The sequence below is a fragment of the bacterium genome (assembly GCA_023135785.1).
Taxonomy (GTDB): domain Bacteria; phylum CAIJMQ01; class CAIJMQ01; order CAIJMQ01; family CAIJMQ01; genus CAZNJA01.
In genome coordinates, this window is sequence record JAGLSL010000008.1 from 14110 (window position 1) to 28478 (window position 14369).

Consider the following 14369-nt stretch of genomic DNA (forward strand, 5'->3'; position numbering starts at 1 on the left):
TACGTTAAGATAAAAAAGTTTTGGGTTTTGCAACTATAACCATTTTTTACGCCTGAAGTAGAGCATCATTAAACCGGCAACACCAGCCATTATTAACAAAACAAAAGGGTAGCCCAATTTCCACCCAAGCTCCGGCATAAACCGAAAATTCATTCCATAAACTCCCGCAATAAATGTCAACGGAATAAATATGGTCGCAATGATTGTGAGCACTTTCATGACTTCGTTCATTCTATTGCTTATACTCGAAAGATAAATATCAAGCATTCCAGAAAGCATATCCCTAAATGTTTCTACGGAATCAATTACCTGAATGGTATGGTCGTAAACATCCCTCAAATATACCATTGTGGTTTTATAGATAAGCTTTGATTCTCCTCTTTGCATATTGCTTATTATTTCTCTTAACGGCCAAATAGATTTACGCAGTGACATCATCTCTCTTTTTAAGTTATGAATTTTCTGTGCGGTTTTTGTTGTCGGCTCCAGCATAACCTCATCTTCTAAAGACTCGGTTTTTTCGCCCAATTTTTCAAGAATAAGAAAATATCCGTCAACTATGGCATCTATTAATGAATAGGCAAGATAGTCGGACTTCATTTTTCTTATTTTCCCTTTATTTGTTCTGATTCTTCCTCTGATTGAGTTAAAAATATCCCCTTCAGCTTCTTGAAACGAAATAACAAAATTAGAACCAAAAACAATGCTTACTTGTTCCTCTTTTATTCCGTTATTTTTTTCATTCTGATAAAGCATTTTCAAAACTATAAAAATATGTTCCGGGAAATCCTCTATTTTAGGGCGTTGAGATGTGTTAACAATATCTTCCAAAATTAAAGAATGAAGATTAAAGTGCTCCCCAACTTTTCGTATAAGGTCAAGATTATGTATGCCGTCTATGTTTATCCAGGTTACAGTAGGCTTATCCCTGTATGGGAAAGCTTCCTCGATAGTTTTTACTTCCTTTTCTTCAAAAGTTTTTTCGTCATAATCAAAAATCGTTATCCTTACCTTTGCATCCCTTTCTTCGCCTATGTGCACCAAAGTTCCCGGCGGCAGTCCAACCATTTCAGAACTTTTTTTAGTAGATTTCCAAAACATTTTCACCTCTTTTCGTTTGCATTTATTACCAATCTTTATATACCTCAAAACTCGCTTTGGTTTTATTTATACTAAATCGCAGGCAAGCTGTCAAAATTGTCACCTTGAGCAAAATCTTGTAAAAAATATTTTAGAGGATATGCTAATAATTTATCAGCTGTAGATATATAGAATCCTAAGCAGATATGATAAAATTCACCAGTAACACTTGAAAGGAGCTATTATGAGCGTCGAAGTTGAAAAATTATGCGAGCGATATCCTGACTTAATTGCCTGCAGAAAAGATATCGAATCTGCAATAGACACAATAAAGGGATGTTATGAAAACAATAATAAAGTATTAACTTGCGGAAACGGCGGAAGCGCAGCCGATGCTGAACATATAGTAGGCGAATTAATGAAGGGGTCTCGTAAGAAAAGGAAGGTTTCAAGTGTTTTTTCTGAAAAAATAAAAGGATTTTATCCGCAAGAGTGTGAACAATTATGCGACAACCTCCAAACTCCGCTGCCTGCGGTTGCGCTCACTTCTCATTTATCTTTTACAACAGCTTTTAACAATGATATGAATCCGGAGTTTACTTTTACACAGCAACTTTTTGGGCTTGGGAAAGAGGGAGATGTTTTAATAGCATTGTCCACTTCCGGAAATGCAAAAAATGTTATCAATGCTTGCAAACTGGCAAAAGTTCTGGGTATAAAAACTGTCGCTTTAACAGGAAGAGACGGGGGGAGGCTTAAAGATATATGCGATATTGTTATACGTGTTCCGGAGGATGAAACATTTCTTATTCAGGAATACCACCTACCTATTTATCACGCAATATGTTCTGCAATAGAGAATGAATTTTTCGAGGAATAGTTTTACAACTTAATTTGCATTCCCTCATAAACAGCAAAACATTTCAAATTGCTCTTTTCTTTCTTAATTATCTGCTTACAATCTTTAACTATTTTGTCTAAATCCTTGTCTTCTCTCTCCTGATTATGATGGAATAGACCAAACTTTTTCACATTAGCTTCCATGGCTAATTTTAACGCATCTTTGTAAATGGAATGTCCCCAACCTTTTTTAGTTTTATAATCCTTTTGTGTATATTCGCAATCGTGTATAAGCAGGTCGGCTCCTGACGAAAAATCCACATAATCTTTATAATCAAGCCCTCCGGGGTGTTTAAAGGTTAATTCATTATCTGTTAGAAAAACAAAAGATTTGTTATCTTCTATAAATTTATAACCTAATCCACCATTGGGGTGACTTAACGATATCGGGATAACCGTAACGGAATCTATCCGAAACTTATCCTTACAAGCCTCATGATAAGAAATGTTGGCCTTGATATCTTCATAATTTACAGGGAAATAAGGAGGAGTCATTGATATTTTGAGAAGTTCCTTGATTGATTTTTGGGCAAACGGATAACCATACATTTTTATACGCGCTTTTTGGGTATATATGGGCTTAAAAAACGGAAACCCCAATAGATGATCCCAATGCGCATGTGTAAAAACGATATCATAACTATACTTTTTTTCTTCAAGAAGTTTAATCCCTAATTTTCTAATACCTGAACCCGCATCGATTATGATTATTTCGCCATTCTTGCTCCTTACCTCCATGCAAGTGGTAGAACCTCCATATTTAATATATTCTTTGCCCGAAACCGGTATTGAGCCCCTTGCCCCCCAACATTTAATAATCATTTCAAATCCTCTTTTTTGGTAAAATTACTAACGTGATACAAATGATAGCATTACTGTGTAGTTATCTTCAAGTATTGTAACTTTTTAGGTGTTTTTAGAGTATTATATGTAGGAATGGTAAATAAGATGATTTGCAAAGACTACGAAAAACAAATCTCAGGGATTTTGGATGGAGAAAAACTTCCCCGCCAAATTTTATCTCATATAGACGAATGCAAATCTTGTCTTAATTTTTATAGAGATACCATAGATTTACAAAGGGGTTTCAGCGAGATAGAAAAATTAGAACCATCGCTGGATTTTGATGCAAAGATTCTTGAAAAACTAAAAATGCGACCTTCCTATTACAAGATTCTAATTTTAATCAGTCCCTTTATTATTTTTATTTCTTTTTTGCTTACCTCTCTTGTTGTTGGAAGATACTCCACTCAAATTACCGTGTTTTGCGCAAAAATATTAAAAATCTGGGAAGTTTTATCCGGATTGTTTTCATATAAATTTTACATCTCTGGAATTTTATTGTTTCTAAGTGCCGCATTTATTGTCATTACTTTTAGCGTATTTGATATCGTTTTACTTTCAAAACTTATTAAAAATGGAGGAGAGTTATGAAAAAAGTATTGATATTGTTTTGTTTTTTAATGTTATCTTCCGTATTATTGGCTAGTGAAGTTTTCCACATCGAGCAATCCACAATTATAAAAGAGGACTTGGTTCTCATAGGCAAATCCTGCGTGATAGATGGAACCGTTAGAGGAGATGCCGTTATTATTAACGGAAACTTAGAACTTAACGGAACGGTTGAGGGAGATGCCGTCGTTCTCGGCGGAGAAGCAATAGTCAACGGACAAAGCCACGTAAAAGGAGATTTGGTTATTGTAGGAGGAAACCTTATAAAAGCAGAAGGTGCTTTTGTAGACGGCGAGGTCGTAATAATCTCCCTGGGACCCTTAAAAAATCTGTTTAAACTTATACCCTCGGTCGTGCAATTCTCAACGGAAAACGGCAAAATCACAATTGAAGGAGACAGTATAATAAAGCCCTTCGGACAAGGGACAAGACAGACGCATACACGACATACATTTGGATGGAAACCCAGCCCAATTTTGCCCTCTTGGATATTACTCGTAAAAGGGATTGCTCTATCAATGTTTATAATGATTTTCACTGCTATTTTCTCATCCGGGTCAGAAACAATGGCGCTTTATTTAGAGAAAAAACCGAGGCAAGCTTTCTTTGCCGGATTTTTAGCGCAGATTTTATTTGTTCCTGCGATTATCGTTCTTGTTTTTAGCATAATCGGAATTTTATTTATTCCTTTCTTAATGCTCGCTTATCCTATAGCATTGCTTGTAGCTCTTGTGCCTTGTTCGCTTTTTATAGGCAAAAAAATCGTTAAAGAATCCGCTTTTTTTAATGAAAAGAGATCTCTAATATCATTGATAGGACTTCTCATCCTTTTTATTATGCTTTTCCTGGGGCAACTGCTTCAAATAGGAAGCTCCGCATTAAATATTATTGGAGGAAGTATTTGCTTTTTAACACTTTTTGCATTTTATCTCTATTTTACTTTCGGGCTGGGCTGTCTTATATTATCAAGAGTAGGCACGAGAAAACCCTGAACCCTGCTCCACTGGTTTTACCTCCCCCCTGCACGCAGGGGTTGGTTTATAACCGTGGTCTCGGGGTCATTACCGTTCGGAAAATTCTAACATTTCTATCTTATGTAGCATCGGGGGTTTTGGGGGAGCGGGGTAAATGGAACTGGATGCAAAATTCATAGAAAAGTTATATAAAAAGGACGAAGAAGCATTAGGAGTCTTTTTGGGCGAATTCAAAGTCCCGCTTTATAATTATATTTATAGAATAATTTATAACAGGCACGATGCGGAAGATATTCTGCAAGAAGTATTCTTAAAGATTTTCCGAAATATTTTCAAAATAGACTTTTCTAAAAATTACAAGTCTTTTATTTATAAAATAGCAAGAAATGCAACCCTGGACTTTCTTAAAAAAAGAAAAGAAGAATATAAGTTTAACAAGAAACCGATAGAAAAAGACGAAGAATCCTGCGAAAAATTAGAGATAAAAAACACTATAGAAATAGCGCTAAGGAGTCTAAATACAAAAGAAAGAGAGTTAATTGTTTTGAAGTATATCCAAGGTTTTAAAATTTCCGAGATCAGCGAAATTCTCAAAATACCCGAAAGTACAATTAAGATAAGGACATTTAGGATAATAAGAAAAATGAGAAATTATATGCAAGACAAATAAGAAAATTTTGCCACTTTTGCTGAATATCACTTTCTCAATTTCTTCACAACATATACTTTCAGAGGACACTTACATAGATAACAAGACTCAAAAAGAAATGAGTATTCACATAGCCAAGCATCTTTATTGGAACATTCTACAAACGATTCCATTGGAGTATCTTTTGTCATAGAAAGATTTTTAAAATCAGACCTGTAGCATGCAAAATCTTTTGGACATTTCATTTCGCTCATTATTTTTTCTATTTGTTCTTTATGCTCTATCATTTTTTTTTCTTCCTGTTTTTATTTAATCGGAAAAACTTATCCCAATCGGCAAATCTTTCCATTTTTCGCTAAGACAAGGAGGATTTTGGGGATTATTTTGTTTACAACAAGTTAACCTCCCCCAACCGAATTTTCTTAAGAGTTTACAAATAACAAGCAAGTCTTTTCCACTAAAGTATTTATCTGCAAATTTTTTAATGGTCTCAGGTTTAAACTTTCCAGTCCCATTATTTTCTACGGCTACTACCACTAATAAAAGAAGTGCTGTTAATTCTTTCCCTGATAATATATTGATTAGATAAGAATCAATTTTCTTAAGAATTTTAAACGATCTAAATATCTTCTCCATACACTTGTAAAAAAGGAACTATTTCACTTATTTTTTATAATAAATATTATATATTATTCCTAAGTATAGAGTGTTTGTCAACCCCGTTAGAGATTAAAGAGAAAAAAATATAATTCATCTCAATAATTAGGAGACAAAAAGAGAATGTATGTAAATATTAAACTGTGATTTACGGTAGCCTTATGGCTACCTATCTCTAACGGGGTCAAGGGTTTTAAAAACTTGTAGGTTAAAAATTATTATGATATTATTCCCCAGCCATGAAACGACGAACTGAACAAACTATTTTGTTAGCAAAAGAGATTGGTCTAAAGCTAAGAAATATAAGGAAAAAACTGGAATTAACTCAAAAACAGCTTTCTCAAAAGATACCGGATAAATTAGATTATACATATATTGGAAAAATTGAACGGGGCGAAATACTACCTTCACTTAAAATGCTTAAAAGGATAAGTGAGGGATTGAAAGTTCCTGTAGATTTTTTCTTTCAAAAAGAAACAGTGACAGAGTTACTGAACATTCTGCCTCAAGAGATCAGAGATATTGCTCGGGACATTGATAAAGTTGCTTTTTTTAGAGCAATAAAAGAACTGGACAAAAAAGATATTCCTTTAGTAACTGAAATAATAAGAATACTGAACAAACATCGTATATCTTTGAATGAGGGCAAAGTTCACAGATATTTTCCTTCCGCAGAACACACGGTTAGGTTGGTAGCCGAAAAGAAAACTTCTTATAAGCGCAAGAAATCTGACAAATAAGACATTTTTCTTGCGTTATTTATTTTTGGGGAAATACTTTTCTATAGCTGCCTGGATATAACCATCGTAAGCTATAACCAATTCAATAACGAAAGGAGTAAACTTACTTACTTGCATTCCTATCAAAGCAACTTGAGGCTGGGAGATGGCAACTACGAGTATATCGTCTTTTTTCTCTACTGGAATGACGCCCAACTCACGCACCGTTTTTTCCGGAAGGATGGTAGCTATTTCTTGCGGTATATTTAAACTTGACAGGTCTACCCAAGATAGATGAAATTGGCTGGCTAAAGCAACACATATATCAGTGGGAGTTATATGCTTAAGGTCTACTAATATTTGCCCTAACTTTTTGTCTTTCTGTTCCTTTTGCTTGTTAAGGGCATCCTCCAATTGGTGAGAAGTAATATAACCCGCACCGAGAATAATTTCTCCCAAAGGTTTAATTTTTGTCTTTTCTATAAGTTTTTGTTCCGCTCTTCTTATTTCATCTTCAATTATAAAAAACCCTTCTGATTGCTGGGTAATAGTTTCTTTCTGTCCTCCGTCTTTCTTTTCTCTTTCCATCCTTTGTTGTTTAAATAATCGCTCCACTTCTTCCAGAGTAATGTTTTGTTGGTCTATTAATTTTTTACCCAACAATCTTTTGCAATCAACGTTTTTAACCGTAGCAGCATTTATATAAATACGTTCGCTTTTATCCGCAGGATTTATAGGCACTATAAAAAAACCGGCATCTTTGAGATTATATTTGTTAGTAGAGCCGTCAACTATCTGTCCGTCCTTAAATTCCACCTTCAGCCTATAGGGAAGAACACCTGCATATATTGACTGGTCTATGGTTTCTTTGTGCAGAATGTTTCCGCTGCTGTCTTTTTTCTTGAGAAAGATAATTTGTTTGATTAAATCTATCTTAATGGGGATGTTGTCTATTTCGCCTTTGTCGTTCTTGGATTGCAAATAAAACACGGGAAAGTTCATATTGAAACTGAACACTTCCCCTTCTTTTTCTTCTCCTTCTAAAAATTTAACTATAACATGGTGCATTTAACTTGCATCCCTTCTGGTTTGGATAAGCAAGATTCAATTAGACATCGCAAACATCACAGCCTAAATTCCCTCACCGTTTGGTATCTTAGCATAGATATATATAAATTCAAAATGGAATTTTTCATAAAAATCTTATATTAAAACACCGGAGTTTACTCTTTATTTTTTATCTTTATAAGTGTTAGAATTAACCGTAAAATAAAATTAGTTTGTATGACATTATAATAACGGCTAAATTAGGAAATTTCTAATATGAATAATTTTGGGTTGGAATTTTTAAAGGTGTCCGGAACTGGTAACGACTTCATCATAGTTATAAATGTAGAAAATAAATATAACTATGAATGGTCCAGTCTGGCAAAAAATCTATGCAGGCGTCACCTATCTATAGGAGCAGATGGGCTTATCGTATTGGAAACTTCTCTCAAAGCAAATGCCAGAATGAGAATATTTAATTCTGACGGGAGCGAAGCAGAGATGTGCGGTAATGCAGCGCGCTGTTCTGCGCGGGTTCTTGTGCATAAAAAACTAACTATCCCAGGTGAAGTTAGTCTGGAAACACTCTCCGGAATTATCACGGCACAGGTAAAAGAGGATACAGTGAAAATAAAAATGACACCACCACATAGTTTCAAGGAAGAGATACATATAAAAATTGATGGCACGGATTATATCGGAAGTTTTATTAATACAGGCGTCCCTCATGCTGTTTTTTTAACTGACGACATAAATAAAATAGACTTACTTGAGATTGCGCCTAAAATCAGAAATAATGAACAGTTTCAGCCGGAAGGAACAAATGTCAACTTTGTGCAAATCCTAGATAATAATTCAATGTCCATCCGCACATATGAAAGAGGAGTGGAAGACGAAACCTATGCATGCGGCACAGGCGCCGTTGCTTCAAGTATCGTAAATTTTATAAAAGGCAACTTAAAAACAAACCTTATAAAAGTGCAAACAAAAGGCGGAGAATTAACTGTTTCCATAGAAGGGACACCCGATAAAATAGAAAATATTTACCTTGCCAGTCCCGTTGAAATAATTTATTCAGCAAAAATTTCACCCCGTTAGAGATTAATTTAATAGAAAAAGTTTAGGCTTTACCAAAGTTTTAAAGCTAAAAACAGGGAAAGAAAACCTTGGGAGTATGACAGAAATGTCAAAAGACATTTCTTATCTCTAACGGGGTTTAGGAGAAGAAATAAAATGATTGATGTTTCAAAAAAATTAAAAGCACTTGTTGAATACCCTTTTGCAGAACTTGACAGAAAAAAAGCAGAAGTTTTGAAAAAAGGTGGTGACGTTATATCCCTTGGAATTGGCGACCCCGATTTAGGACCGTTTCCGAGTGTAATAGAAAAACTAAAAGAATCAACATCAACGCTCAATGTAAATAAATACCCTTCATATAAAGGCAGCGAAGAATTACGCTACGCTGTTGCAAAATGGTATAAAGACAGATTCGGTGTAAAACTTGACCATGAAACAGAAGTTCTAATTCTAATAGGCGCAAAAGAAGGCATAGGACATATACCATTGGCTTTTGTTGACCAAGGGGACAGCGTATTAGTACCAGACCCCGGATATCCGGTATATAAGGCGGGCACTATTCTGGCTGGTGGTTCACCTTTAACTATGCCATTGCACGCAGAAAACGGATTTCTTCCGGATCTAAAAGACATTGAAAAAAAATATGGGCCTCAACTTATAAACTGTAAAATGATGTTCTTAAATTATCCAAATAACCCGACCAGCGCCATAGCTGACGAAGGCTTTTTTAAAGAAGTCGTCGATTTTGCGCAGCGACACAATATAATCATCTGCCACGATGCAACTTATTCGGAAATTACTTATGATAACTATAAAGCACAAAGCTTTCTGGAAACAGAAGGAGCCAAAAATGTCGGAGTAGAATTCCATTCGCTTTCAAAATCCTGCAATATGACAGGTTGGAGAATTGGATTTGTAGTAGGCAATAGAGAAGTAATTGTAGGATTGGGGAAAGTAAAAACAAACATGGATTCAGGTGCGCCAAACCATATGCAGATTGCAGGGATAGAAGCGATAAATACAATGCAGGAAAATTTGGGAAGGATTCTTCCGGTATATAAAGAGAGAAGAGACCTATTAGTGAAAGCAATGCAGGAAGCAGGCATCAATATGCAGTCTCCAAAAGCGACATTCTACCTGTGGATTCCTGTCCCTGCTGGCATGAAGTCTGTAGACTTCTGCGGGAAAGTACTTGAAGAATGCGGCGTTCTGGTAACACCCGGCACAGGTTTTGGAGCTGAAGGTGAAGGTTATTTCAGGATAAGCTTAACCGCCTCCACAGAAAAAATAGAAGAAGCATATAAAAGAATTAAAAATTTGAAATTGTAAAATTGTCGGATTTTAAAAATTTTCTCCACTTTTAAAAAATTTAACTTATTTTTTGCACAATTTTTGTGCTATAATTTCATCTGTTGATTTAGTGAGATTTAACCACGACGCCGTGGAAAGCGCCGTGGTTTTTTTATTTTGTAATATTAGAAAAAGTGGTAAAATCCACAAAGCAGTGATAACGACAAAGGTGTCTAACAAGTTAAGTGAGGAGGTTAGTTCTATGTCTAATAAGATTGAATCTTTTATGGAAAAAATCATCAAGAAAAATCCTGGTGAACAGGAATTCCATCAGGCGGTAAAAGAGGTAGCTGAATCTGTGATACCGTTTATTGAAAAGAACCCAAAATATAAAAAAGCTAAGATATTAGAAAGAATAGCAGAACCCGAGAGAGTAATAATGTTCCGCGTTCCTTGGCTTGACGATAAAGGTGAAGTCCAAATTAACCGCGGCTTCCGCGTTCAAATGAACAACGCTATCGGCCCGTACAAAGGGGGACTACGTTTTCATCCCACTGTTTATTTAGGACTTTTAAAGTTTCTTGCTTTTGAACAGGTTTTCAAAAATAGCCTAACAACCCTTCCTATGGGTGGAGGCAAAGGCGGTTCTGACTTTGACCCTAAAGGAAAATCAGATAACGAAGTAATGAAGTTCTGCCAAAGTTTCATGACAGAACTTTGCAGACATATAGGCCCTAACACCGACATACCTGCAGGAGATATCGGCGTAGGAGGACGTGAAATCGGCTTCATGTTCGGTCAATACAAACGTCTCCGCAACGAATTCACTGGCATCCTCACAGGCAAAGGTCTCAACTGGGGCGGTAGCTTAATCAGACCTGAAGCCACAGGTTATGGTTGTGTTTATTTTGTGGAAGCAATGTTAAAACACAAAGGAGATACATTAAAAGGAAAAACTTGCGCAGTATCAGGTTCCGGTAATGTTGCACAATATACAGCAGAGAAAGTAAACCAGTTGGGAGGAAAATGTGTTACCCTTTCCGACTCAAACGGTACAATTTACGACCCTAAAGGCATAGACGAGAAAAAATTAGCATATGTCATGGAACTTAAAAACGTAAAACGCGGTCGTATCAAAGAATATGCTAAAAAATACGGATGCAAATATTCCGAAGGCAAACGTCCTTGGGGCGTAAAATGCGATATTGCTTTCCCATCTGCAACACAAAATGAGATAAGCAAATCAGATGCAAAAGAGCTGGTTAAAAACGGTTGTATAGCTGTGGGAGAAGGCGCAAACATGCCTACAACACCTGAAGCTATAACAGTCTTCCAGAAGGCTAAGATTCTATACGGTCCCGGCAAAGCAGCTAACGCTGGCGGGGTTTCTACTTCAGGACTTGAAATGTCACAGAATAGCCAAAGGCTTCCTTGGTCAAGAAAAGAAGTTGACAACAAACTTCATGAAATTATGGTTAATATACATCAGACATGTGTTAAATATGGGACAGAAGGTAAATACGTCAACTATGTAAAAGGAGCAAATATCGGCGGATTTGTAAAAGTCGCCGATGCAATGTTAGATCAAGGTCTGGTATAAAAATAAAAAGCGCAAAGTTTGCGCTTAACTCATAGACAAAGGCGTTCCTATCTATAATTAAAGATAGGAACGCCTTTTTTGTCAAAATTAGGAAGAAACTATGGACTTTAGAATATTACTGGAGAAAATAACGCCTGCACTGAAACATATTGCGCGAAAACATTTATTATATGGTTTTTATGATGAGAAAGACCTTTACCAAGAAATGTGTCTTTATCTGTGGCAGAATTACGCAAACGGACTACCGATAGGCATAAATGAAGCATATGTGATCAAGGGATGCGAATTCCATATACAGAATTTCTTAAGAAAAGGCAGACCCAAAACACCTCTTTCAAGCCTTGATAAACTAATATCTCCCGAAGGATTAACTTTGGGCGATATTCTTGAAGATAAAAAAACAAACCTTGAATTAGATATAGATTGCAAACTTACAATTGATAAAATAAAAAGCATAGGGTTAAACGACAAAGAACGAAAGGTATTCTATTCTTTGCTTAAAGGATATACTGTTCGAGAGATAGCAAAAGAAATAGGATGTTCACATGTTATGGTTATTAAGCATAAAAAGAACATAACAAAAAAATGGCAAAAAAAAGGTTACCAAGAGTAGTATATTTTTACTTAATACCATTGAAACACTCAGAAGTGTAAAGAAAACAAATTTAGGTAGTTTAGACATAGGCGTCTTATCAATTTAATAAAATTGGCAAGACGCCTTTTTATTTTTAAAAAATTAAAAAAGGAGGGGAAGATGCTAAAGAAGTCAAGGGGAAGGTTTAATGTATTGTCAGTAGCGGTTCTATTTTTAACTGTATTTGTTTCTTCTAATTGTTATGCTCAGGAAGGATTATTAGAAAATACGGACATAGGGATAAGTTCTGATGTAGGGATCTATTCAAAATACATCTGGAGAGGATTTAAGCTTGACGATGACCCGGTAATGCAGTCGGGAATTTACACAAGCATTAAAGGACTTACTGTTAGCATATGGGGAAGTTTTGATGTCGGAACAGAAGACAGCTTGAATTCAGATGAAGTTGACTATTCAATAGATTACACTTATGAATTCGAAGATTACCTTAGCTTGTCGGTGGGACATAATTATTATGATTTCCCGCCAGCAGATCTATTTACTAAAGAGTTTTATATCGGCATGGGTTCTAATGTGCTACTTTCCCCAACTCTGACTTGGTATAGAGATTATGGAGACGAAGACAAAGGTGGTGGCGACGGCAGTTACACGGTTTTAGGCCTAAGTCACAGCTTTCCTTTGGGGGATTCGCCTGTTAGTTTGGACTTGAGCGGACATGTAGGATATAACGATAAACTTTTCATACAGGGCGAAGGAGGCGATACGGCTTTTAGCATTGGTTTAACTGTTCCTTTAACTGAAAAGATAACATTTAGTCCAAATGCTAATTATTCTATGCCATTCGGAGACCTCAAAGATGAAGATGACGGGAATCAGGAAGAAGAATTTTATTATGGGTTCACTATGGCATTTGATTTTTAAAAATAGAAAGGAGGATGAAATATGTTAAAAATGTTACATAGAGTATTAAAAGTAATTCCACTAGCGCTATTATTTACTTTCGGATTGGCAATATACGCATTTGCCGATGAGCCTAGTGCAGCAAGTAATGCCGTAGCCATTAATACCGTCTGGACTCTGGTAGCGGCATTCTTAGTTTTCTTTATGCAGCCGGGTTTTGCTATGGTTGAGGTCGGTTTTACCAGGGCAAAAAATGCCTCAAATATTTTAATGAAAAATCTTATGGATTTTTCAGTGGGTTCAATTGCTTTCTGGCTGGTAGGTTTTGGGATTATGTTTGGTGCGGATAAATTAGGTCTTTTTGGCACCAGCGGATTTTTCTTAAGTGCCGCTAATCCTGCAACAGGGGAAGGCTTATGGCAATTTGCTTACTGGATGTTTCAAATAGTATTTGCCGCTACCGCTGCTACCATCGTTTCAGGAGCAATGGCGGAAAGGACAAAATTTCCGGCCTATCTAATTTACTCGGTTTTCATCTGTGCCTTAATCTATCCTGTAGTGGGCCACTGGATTTGGGGCGGCGGCTGGCTTTCAAGTAAAGGAATAATTGATTTTGCCGGTTCAACAGTAGTTCATTCAGTGGGCGGTTGGGCGGCCTTGGCCGGAGCAATATTGCTAGGTCCGAGGCTGGGGAAATACAACAAGGATAAAACCTCTAATGCTATTCCCGGGCATAACATTCCCTTAGCTGCATTGGGCGTGTTTATCCTCTGGTTTGGCTGGTTTGGTTTTAACGCTGGAAGCACGACTGCCGGCACTAATTTAAGTATTGCCACTATTGCAGTAACCACTAATTTAGCTGCTGCAGCCGCTGCGATTACAGCTATGTTTACTGCCTGGAAAAAATTCGGGAAGCCGGATACCAGTATGGCTTTTAACGGAGCATTAGCTGGTTTAGTAGCCATAACCGCTCCCTGTGCCAGTGTATCCCCTTTGAGCGCGATTATTATCGGGGCGATAGCCGGTATATTAGTAGTTCTTAGTGTTGAGTTTATAGATAAAGTTCTACATATTGACGACCCCGTAGGAGCAATATCGGTTCATGGCGTTTGCGGTGCTTGGGGTACTCTTTCAGTCGGGCTCTTTGCTCAAAGTGCTTATGGCCAGTCAAGCGGAATAGGCGCTGTAAACGGTTTTTTCTTCGGAGGAGGATTATCACAGTTTTTTACTCAATTATTAGGCGTGGGTTCAGTATTCATATGGGTATTTGGAACCGCCTCAATTCTCTTCTTTATTATTAAGAAAACTATAGGATTAAGAGTATCCAAAGAAGATGAGTTGAAAGGTCTGGATATTACTGAACATGGCATGGAGTCTTATGCTGGGTTTCAGATATTTACTACAGAAAAATGAAAAGTACTAGCAAGCG

At 36.5% G+C, this 14369-nt stretch carries 16 protein-coding genes; 11 read left to right on the forward strand and 5 right to left on the reverse strand.

From position 1 onward, the window contains the following. Window positions 1-33 precede the first annotated feature (33 nt). Window positions 34-1101: a magnesium/cobalt transporter CorA gene (gene corA / locus KAS42_00725; protein ID MCK4904754.1), complete on the reverse strand. Its 1068-nt coding sequence runs from the start codon at window positions 1099-1101 to the stop codon at window positions 34-36. 220 nt (window positions 1102-1321) lie between these two features. On the opposite strand from corA, the gene KAS42_00730 reads away from it, so the two are divergent. Beyond that, window positions 1322-1960, forward strand: coding sequence for an SIS domain-containing protein (locus KAS42_00730; GenBank protein MCK4904755.1), 639 nt, complete (start codon window positions 1322-1324; stop codon window positions 1958-1960). Between the two features lie 2 nt (window positions 1961-1962). Here the strand turns inward: KAS42_00730 and KAS42_00735 are convergent, their stop codons facing one another. Beyond that, window positions 1963-2802 (reverse strand): MBL fold metallo-hydrolase, encoded by an 840-nt coding sequence (locus KAS42_00735; protein MCK4904756.1) that lies wholly within the window; start codon window positions 2800-2802, stop codon window positions 1963-1965. 126 nt (window positions 2803-2928) lie between these two features. Here KAS42_00735 and KAS42_00740 point away from each other — a divergent pair, with 126 nt between their 5' ends. The 3 genes from KAS42_00740 to KAS42_00750 all read left to right on the forward strand — a co-directional run bounded on the left by KAS42_00740 (window position 2929) and on the right by KAS42_00750 (window position 5076). Beyond that, window positions 2929-3414, forward strand: a complete 486-nt coding sequence (locus tag KAS42_00740) for a zf-HC2 domain-containing protein (protein MCK4904757.1) — start codon at window positions 2929-2931, stop codon at window positions 3412-3414. Continuing rightward, the gene (locus tag KAS42_00745; GenBank protein MCK4904758.1) at window positions 3411-4424 is read left to right on the forward strand and encodes a polymer-forming cytoskeletal protein; all 1014 of its coding nucleotides are present in this window, start codon (window positions 3411-3413) and stop codon (window positions 4422-4424) included. Before KAS42_00740 ends, KAS42_00745 begins: the two co-directional genes overlap by 4 nt. 136 nt (window positions 4425-4560) lie before the next feature. Further along, window positions 4561-5076, forward strand: a complete 516-nt coding sequence (locus tag KAS42_00750) for an RNA polymerase sigma factor (protein MCK4904759.1) — start codon at window positions 4561-4563, stop codon at window positions 5074-5076. 26 nt (window positions 5077-5102) lie between these two features. Here the strand turns inward: KAS42_00750 and KAS42_00755 are convergent, their stop codons facing one another. Together KAS42_00755 and KAS42_00760 are read right to left on the reverse strand one after the other, a co-directional pair. Beyond that, window positions 5103-5342, reverse strand: a complete 240-nt coding sequence (locus KAS42_00755; protein ID MCK4904760.1) for a hypothetical protein — start codon at window positions 5340-5342, stop codon at window positions 5103-5105. 22 nt (window positions 5343-5364) lie between these two features. Next, a complete protein-coding gene (locus KAS42_00760) occupies window positions 5365-5691 on the reverse strand; it encodes a hypothetical protein (GenBank protein ID MCK4904761.1) in 327 nt (108 codons plus the stop codon). 260 nt (window positions 5692-5951) lie between these two features. Between KAS42_00760 and KAS42_00765 the strand changes: the two genes are divergently transcribed. Further along, window positions 5952-6452, forward strand: coding sequence for a helix-turn-helix transcriptional regulator (locus KAS42_00765; protein ID MCK4904762.1), 501 nt, complete (start codon window positions 5952-5954; stop codon window positions 6450-6452). A gap of 15 nt (window positions 6453-6467) precedes the next feature. Here KAS42_00765 and KAS42_00770 read toward each other — a convergent pair whose 3' ends face one another. Beyond that, window positions 6468-7499 (reverse strand): hypothetical protein, encoded by a 1032-nt coding sequence (locus KAS42_00770; protein ID MCK4904763.1) that lies wholly within the window; start codon window positions 7497-7499, stop codon window positions 6468-6470. 255 nt (window positions 7500-7754) lie between these two features. Between KAS42_00770 and KAS42_00775 the strand changes: the two genes are divergently transcribed. The 6 genes from KAS42_00775 (at window position 7755) to KAS42_00800 (ending at window position 14353) form a co-directional block, all read left to right on the forward strand. Continuing rightward, window positions 7755-8576, forward strand: coding sequence for a diaminopimelate epimerase (locus KAS42_00775; protein MCK4904764.1), 822 nt, complete (start codon window positions 7755-7757; stop codon window positions 8574-8576). 135 nt (window positions 8577-8711) lie between these two features. Further along, window positions 8712-9884, forward strand: a complete 1173-nt coding sequence (locus KAS42_00780; protein ID MCK4904765.1) for an LL-diaminopimelate aminotransferase — start codon at window positions 8712-8714, stop codon at window positions 9882-9884. 223 nt (window positions 9885-10107) lie between these two features. Beyond that, complete coding sequence (gdhA, locus tag KAS42_00785; GenBank protein MCK4904766.1) at window positions 10108-11445, forward strand: NADP-specific glutamate dehydrogenase; 1338 nt, start codon at window positions 10108-10110, stop codon at window positions 11443-11445. A 100-nt stretch (window positions 11446-11545) separates the two neighbouring features. Continuing rightward, complete coding sequence (locus KAS42_00790) at window positions 11546-12058, forward strand: sigma-70 family RNA polymerase sigma factor (GenBank protein ID MCK4904767.1); 513 nt, start codon at window positions 11546-11548, stop codon at window positions 12056-12058. 141 nt (window positions 12059-12199) lie between these two features. Continuing rightward, window positions 12200-12961: a hypothetical protein gene (locus tag KAS42_00795; protein ID MCK4904768.1), complete on the forward strand. Its 762-nt coding sequence runs from the start codon at window positions 12200-12202 to the stop codon at window positions 12959-12961. A 30-nt stretch (window positions 12962-12991) separates the two neighbouring features. Next, a complete protein-coding gene (locus KAS42_00800) occupies window positions 12992-14353 on the forward strand; it encodes an ammonium transporter (GenBank protein ID MCK4904769.1) in 1362 nt (453 codons plus the stop codon). Window positions 14354-14369 lie beyond the last annotated feature (16 nt).

Excerpts from the sequence above, each read along its gene's own strand:
- corA (MCK4904754.1), bottom strand. The coding sequence starts at position 1,101 with ATGTTTTGGAAATCTACTAAAAAAAGTTCTGAAATGGTTGGACTGCCG.
- KAS42_00735 (MCK4904756.1), bottom strand. The coding sequence starts at position 2,802 with ATGATTATTAAATGTTGGGGGGCAAGGGGCTCAATACCGGTTTCGGGC.
- KAS42_00740 (MCK4904757.1), top strand. The coding sequence starts at position 2,929 with ATGATTTGCAAAGACTACGAAAAACAAATCTCAGGGATTTTGGATGGA.
- KAS42_00745 (MCK4904758.1), top strand. The coding sequence starts at position 3,411 with ATGAAAAAAGTATTGATATTGTTTTGTTTTTTAATGTTATCTTCCGTA.
- KAS42_00750 (MCK4904759.1), top strand. The coding sequence starts at position 4,561 with ATGGAACTGGATGCAAAATTCATAGAAAAGTTATATAAAAAGGACGAA.
- KAS42_00755 (MCK4904760.1), bottom strand. The coding sequence starts at position 5,342 with ATGATAGAGCATAAAGAACAAATAGAAAAAATAATGAGCGAAATGAAA.
- KAS42_00760 (MCK4904761.1), bottom strand. The coding sequence starts at position 5,691 with ATGGAGAAGATATTTAGATCGTTTAAAATTCTTAAGAAAATTGATTCT.
- KAS42_00765 (MCK4904762.1), top strand. The coding sequence starts at position 5,952 with ATGAAACGACGAACTGAACAAACTATTTTGTTAGCAAAAGAGATTGGT.
- KAS42_00770 (MCK4904763.1), bottom strand. The coding sequence starts at position 7,499 with ATGCACCATGTTATAGTTAAATTTTTAGAAGGAGAAGAAAAAGAAGGG.
- KAS42_00775 (MCK4904764.1), top strand. The coding sequence starts at position 7,755 with ATGAATAATTTTGGGTTGGAATTTTTAAAGGTGTCCGGAACTGGTAAC.
- KAS42_00780 (MCK4904765.1), top strand. The coding sequence starts at position 8,712 with ATGATTGATGTTTCAAAAAAATTAAAAGCACTTGTTGAATACCCTTTT.
- gdhA (MCK4904766.1), top strand. The coding sequence starts at position 10,108 with ATGTCTAATAAGATTGAATCTTTTATGGAAAAAATCATCAAGAAAAAT.
- KAS42_00790 (MCK4904767.1), top strand. The coding sequence starts at position 11,546 with ATGGACTTTAGAATATTACTGGAGAAAATAACGCCTGCACTGAAACAT.
- KAS42_00795 (MCK4904768.1), top strand. The coding sequence starts at position 12,200 with ATGCTAAAGAAGTCAAGGGGAAGGTTTAATGTATTGTCAGTAGCGGTT.
- KAS42_00800 (MCK4904769.1), top strand. The coding sequence starts at position 12,992 with ATGTTACATAGAGTATTAAAAGTAATTCCACTAGCGCTATTATTTACT.